Annotated in this window: 4 protein-coding genes; 1 reads left to right on the forward strand and 3 read right to left on the reverse strand. The window is 65.8% G+C overall.

Going from position 1 to position 5,371, the window contains the following annotated elements:
- Nucleotides 1-66: 66 nt before the first annotated feature.
- The 3 genes from IRT45_RS37925 to IRT45_RS35775 are packed head-to-tail and all read right to left on the reverse strand — an operon-like array spanning nt 67 to nt 3,457.
- Nucleotides 67-2,010 carry a tyrosine-type recombinase/integrase gene (locus IRT45_RS37925; RefSeq protein ID WP_309241303.1) on the reverse strand — a complete coding sequence of 648 codons (1,944 nt, stop codon included), beginning with the start codon at nt 2,008-2,010 and terminating at the stop codon, nt 67-69.
- Nucleotides 1,968-2,399 (reverse strand): hypothetical protein, encoded by a 432-nt coding sequence (locus IRT45_RS35770; protein ID WP_194810182.1) that lies wholly within the window; start codon nt 2,397-2,399, stop codon nt 1,968-1,970. The genes IRT45_RS37925 and IRT45_RS35770 overlap by 43 nt, the downstream gene beginning before the upstream one ends.
- Entirely contained in the window at nt 2,396-3,457 is a 1,062-nt protein-coding gene (locus IRT45_RS35775; protein WP_194810183.1) for a tyrosine-type recombinase/integrase, read from the reverse strand. Before IRT45_RS35775 ends, IRT45_RS35770 begins: the two co-directional genes overlap by 4 nt.
- A 227-nt stretch (nt 3,458-3,684) precedes the next feature.
- Between IRT45_RS35775 and IRT45_RS35780 the strand changes: the two genes are divergently transcribed.
- Nucleotides 3,685-5,268, forward strand: a complete 1,584-nt coding sequence (locus IRT45_RS35780) for a transposase (protein WP_309241304.1) — start codon at nt 3,685-3,687, stop codon at nt 5,266-5,268.
- Nucleotides 5,269-5,371 lie beyond the last annotated feature (103 nt).

Below are 5,371 nucleotides of genomic sequence, written 5' to 3' on the forward strand. Positions count from 1 at the left end.
TCATCGCCCATCGTGCCTTGCCACGACCTGTGGGCTCCAACGATCGAGTCACCAGATACAGGCACTTCAGCGCGGCCTGCTCGGTGGTTCTGTGGAATCAGAATTGTCAAGTTCGTGCTGGTCGGCCGTGGGTGACGCGACGATCGGCAGCGAGGTGGTGGCGGCCAGTTGTCGTGGTGTGGTCCCTGCTGGAGTTGGGGTGTCGGCGAGGCGTTGCAGCAGCTGGTCGAGGGCGGCTTGACCGTCCTGGACGGCGGCTTGTTCGTCGTCGGTGAGCGGGATGCTGACGAGCATCCGCTGGAGGTTCGTTTTCGCGTGCAGGAGTTGGCTTTTGCTGGATTCCTTGGGGATATAGAAGTCGCAGCGGGCGCAGGCCATGCGGTGTTGGCATTGTTCGAAGAAGGTGTAGGTGCAAAATCCGTGGCCCAGGTCGTAGTGCTGCCAGGGCTCGCCGGCCGCGGCCGTGCCGGAGGCGACCGCGTCGCGGTCGACCAGGACTTCGATGGTGCGGACGTTGCGAGCGAAGTAGCCCGCGTCGTTGTAGGCCTTGGCCAGGGTATTCGGGGTGATCTTGGCGTAATGCTGGGTCGATTCCGGGCTGCGATGCCCGAGCCATGCCTGCAACTCGAACAGCGTCATCGGTTCCTTGGCGTTGTAGAGCTGCGTGGCAATCGTGGAGCGGGCGCGGTGGCTGGTGATCGGGCCGCGGACGTCAGCGGCGGGGATCCCGGCCTTGCGGCAGAGCGCCGGGATGATCGTGTCGTTGATGTAGTTCTTGCTGATCCGCCTGGCCCGGACGGCGAACAGCAGGTGCACCCTCTCACCGGTTTTCCGATCGAGCATCGTCGGTTGTGTCGGTCGCAGGGCCTGCCAGGCCTCGATCGCCCGGCCCAGGATCGGGTCGACGGGTTTGGTGAACGCGGTGCCGGTCTTGTGGGTCGGGATATCGAGCAGGCAGACCGGGTCGTCGCCCGGATGCGGGTCGTCGCCGACCGCGGGGCGATCGTGTTGCCAGCGGATGCAGCCCAGGCGGAGCCGGGCGATCTCGTCGCTGCGCTGGCCGCTGAACAGCCAGGTCAGCGTGATCGCGCGGACCATGTCGATCGGGTGGGCCCCGGGTCCTTCGGGCAGGTCGCCGGGTTCGAGGTTCAGGCCCGCCCAGAGCAGCTTGGCCCAGAGATCATCGGCGATGACCCGCGGGTCGGGGCCTTGCAGGGCTCGGATGCTGCGTGGAGTTTCCAGTGCTCGGGCGGGGTCGAACCGGCGCGGGATCCAGTCCCAGTCCTGAATGTCTCGGAAGAAGGTGCGGGCGATGCGAATGTAGGTGCGTTTCGTCTTGGCCGACAACGGTTTTCCGAGCTGCTCGGCGCGACTATCGCGCCAGTTCTGCGATTGGATGTGATCGCCGACGCGCATGCGGTCGACCGCGGCGATCCAGGCCGTGCAGGTCTGGCGAGTCCAATCGGAGGGCCCGGTGACGTCGGGATACTCGGCGGCGAGCCATCGGCCGATCTTGGCCAGCACAACACGGTGGGTGTCACGGGTGCTCGGCTGGACTGTCGCGGTGGCATGCCAGCGTTCGACCATGCCCGCCCAGCCTGGGACGGTGCCGGTGATCGGGACCGGACCGTCCCCGAACCGCGGTGCCGATGGTGGATCGGTGTGTCCGAGCGCAGCCAGGGCCCGGTGAACACCGTGCAGGTGACGGCCGTGGAAGTGTCGTTCGATCGCCGCGTCCGAGCGCAACCGCTCCAGCGCCGGTGAGGTCAACTCGTTCAACATCGGGCTGTGGTTGAGCAACTGCAACGTGCAGATCATCGACTCGAGATTCGGGGCGCGATATCCCCATCCGTTCAGCACCGCGCGAACAGGTTCGATCGCTCCGGCGACGGCATCGGTCCCGAATACCCTCTGCGCCAACGTCACCCGCGCGAACGGCCCGACCAGATCGAACGCGGTGAACCCGGTCAGCAGATAGGCGTGAGTGAGCAGGTAGGGACGGGCCTGCATGCCGACCTGCCCCGGAAACGGCCCCGCAAGTGCTGCGGGCGCAGCAGCTCGGCCCACTCGTGGGTCGACCAGGACCAGAAGTCGCGGCCGAGTTCGCCGCAGCGGTGCAGGACAATCGCGGTGGCATAGCGGCCGAACCGTCGCTGGAACACCCTGTCGGGATGCCAGTGCAGCACGGCCAGCGCCTCGTCCAGCGGTGCGGTCAACCGTCGGATCGCCTGCCATTGCTGGTGTTCGCGGTTCCGGTCGAGCCGCAGCAGGTCGAAACCGAGTGCCTGCAGGGCATCGGACTCGCCGGTCGAGAGCCGATCGCAGCGTCGGAAACGATCCAGCTGCAGCGGCCACTCCCAAACAGGCTGCGCTTGTGGAGAATTCACCATCGTCGTCATCGGCGGACGGTCTCCTGCTCGTCGAGGTGGGCCAGCATCTGCACCCGCCAGGCATGGATGTGGTCCATGCTGCGAGCGAGTTTGTCGGCGAGCTCGCGGCCGGACAGGTGAATATAGGTCAGGGTGCTCTCGGTGCTGCGATGACCTGCGAATGTGGCGATCGCGTGCAATTCCCAGCCCATTCGCGCCAGGTCCGTCAAACACAGATGCCGGGTCGTGTGAGTGGAGAACTGCGGCACTCCCGCGTCGATCGCGATGCGCCGCACCATTTTCGACCACGTCCACAAACTCAACGGCTGCGCTCTGTTGCGGCGCGATTCGGACAGGAACAGCGGTCCCCGAGCCCGGCTGATCGTGGCCCGATGCGCCAGATACTCCTGCAACATCACCCCAGCTGGCGCCGAATACGGCACGACCCGCTCGAGCCGGTTCTTCGTCGTCTCCGCCCGCACTCGCAGCATCCGCCGACCCGGGTCCAGGTCGTCGGTCCGCAACGAGCACAACTCTTCCCGCCGCAACGCCGCGTCATAGGCCAGAGCCAGCATCACTCGATTCCGCGGCGGCTCGGCCGCCGCGACGGCCAAGATGTCCAGCCATTGCTGCTCGGTCGGGATCCACGGCAGCTTCACCAGCCGCGGCACCAGCCCGCGCTGCTGGCCATCCCACTTCCGTCCGGGCGTATATCGGCCCCGCCCAACAGGATTCGACTCCCGGATGCCTTCCTCGATCAGGAAGTCGTAGAACAACCGCACCGGCACCAGCCGCTGCTGGATCGTCGCGTTCGCCAGCCCGCACCCGGAATCGATCGACACCACATTCGCGCCGCGGCGACTCGCCCGCCCGGTCAGCTCCCGAACGAAGACCGCAACATCAGCGCGGTTCGCGGTGACCGGATCGATCCCGTGGCCCTCGCAGAACTGCAGGAACGCCGCCAACCCACGCGAATACGCGTCGATCGTGCGCGATGCCCTCCCCAGATCGGTCCACACCCGCAGCCACTCCGCCGCCCGCTCGTGCCGACCGAGCACCGGCCACTTCTGCCCCAACCCTGTTGCCACCAAGCCCGCCTCCCAGTTCCGTGGTCGCCTGGGACCGAGATCCTCTCAGCCTCAATCTGATTCCACGTAACTAATAGGAAGCGTCCACGTGCCCGCACGGCCCTACAGTAGCGGCCGCTTTACGACTCGATCGCGTTGGGGGAAAAGATGTTCCGCCTGATCTCGAGGTCGTAGAGGCTGTTGCAGAATCGATTGCTGCGGAGGGGGTTTGGCTGGGAGGATGTGGCGTGGCCAAGTCCTATCGTCCCGTGCTGCGTGACCAGCCGATGTTGCTGCCGGCCGATATGCACGAGTGGCTGCCACAGGATCATCTGGCGTGGTTCGTGCTCGACACCGTGGAGGCTCTCGACACCACCGGGTTGGAGCGGGCCACCCGTCGGCGCGGAGGCGCCGGCGCGGCGGGTTATGACCCGCGAATGTTGTTGGCGCTTATGGTGTATGCGTATTGCCAGGGAGTGCGGTCGTCTCGTCAGATCGAGCGGATGTGCACGACCGATGTCGCGTTCCGGGTGTTGTGCGCGCAAGACGGCCCGGACCACACCACGATCGCCAGATTCCGTGCCGAGGCACGAGAGGTGTTCAGCGACTTGTTCTCTCAGGTGTTGATGGTCGCCGCCCAGGCAGGGTTGTGTCGGTTCGGAACGGTGGCGATCGACGGGACGAAGATCGCAGCGAATGCGTCGATCGACGCCAACCGGGGCCGGGAATGGTTCGACCGCCAAGTCGGGGCTATCGTCGCGGAGTCGGAGACCACCGACCAGGCCGAGGACGCCGACAAACAGGATTCCGGCAGCGGAGTGGACCGTGTTCCGGCGGCTCTGGGTGATCGGACTCGCCGAACGCTACGAATCCGCCAAGCTGCCCAGGAGTTGCAGGAGCGGCATCAGCGGCTGGACAAGGCTGCCGAGCAGCGTGAGGAAGCAGCGATCGCTCGTCGCCGGCGATCGGAACAGAGGATGCCGGTCGTTGGGCGAATTCCCGAGGGACCGCATCGACTGCCCGAAGCGCGGGCCCACTTGGCCCGCGAGATCGCCGCGCACCAGAAGAAACTGGACCGCTATGCCGCGTTGATCGCAGCCGGGAAGAAGCCGATGGGTCGCCCACCAGTACCGATGGAAGACAGCACACGCGTTCAGCGAGCACGAAAAGTGGTGGCCAACGCGGAACGAGCCGCTGCGGCGGCTGCCGGTCAGCGGGTTGCCGAAGGCAAAACGCTGCCGAAAGTGGTCGCCAACACCACCGACCCACAGTCGCGGGTAATGCCGACCCGCAAAGGATTCCTGCAGGGTTACAACGCTCAAGTCGCCGTTACCGGTGACCAATTCATCATCGCCGCTCAGGTCGGGCAGTCGACCAACGATCAAGCCTGCTTCCTGTCGATGATGCAGGCTGCCCAGGACGTCGCGGCCAGAATGTTCGCGGTCACCGCGAATGTCGACCATGTGATCGGAACCGTGCTGGCTGATGCCGGTTACAGCAGCGACGCGAACCTGAACGCGGCAGGACCTGACCGGCTCATAGCCCTGGGCAAGGACCGCGACCAGGCCCTCGCCGCGACCACCGAGCCCGCTGCGGGGCCGCCGCCGCGGGACGCCACTCCACGAGAGGCCAACAGGCACCGGCTGCGAACCACCGAGGGCCGAGCCCTCTACAAGCGACGCGGCGCAACCGTCGAGCCCGGCATCGGCAACCTCAAGAAGATCCTCGACCGATTCTCACGCCGCGGCCTGGACAACGCCACCAGTGAATTGCACTTGGCGGCAACCGCATTCAACCTCATGAAGATCCATCGAGCGACCACCGCAACGTGACGCCCTCGCCCCTCCGCCGATACAAACATCATGTCGCCGAGCGCGATTCACTGCGTCCACATCTAACTCTGCTGCAATTCTGCAACAGCCTCCGTAGTCGAGA

The sequence above is a fragment of the Nocardia sp. BSTN01 genome (genome assembly GCF_015354405.1).
Taxonomy (GTDB): domain Bacteria; phylum Actinomycetota; class Actinomycetes; order Mycobacteriales; family Mycobacteriaceae; genus Nocardia.

Bases quoted from the DNA above. Each gene is read 5' to 3' on its own strand.
- IRT45_RS35770 (WP_194810182.1), bottom strand. From the start codon at position 2,399: ATGACGACGATGGTGAATTCTCCACAAGCGCAGCCTGTTTGGGAGTGG.
- IRT45_RS37925 (WP_309241303.1), bottom strand. From the start codon at position 2,010: ATGCAGGCCCGTCCCTACCTGCTCACTCACGCCTATCTGCTGACCGGG.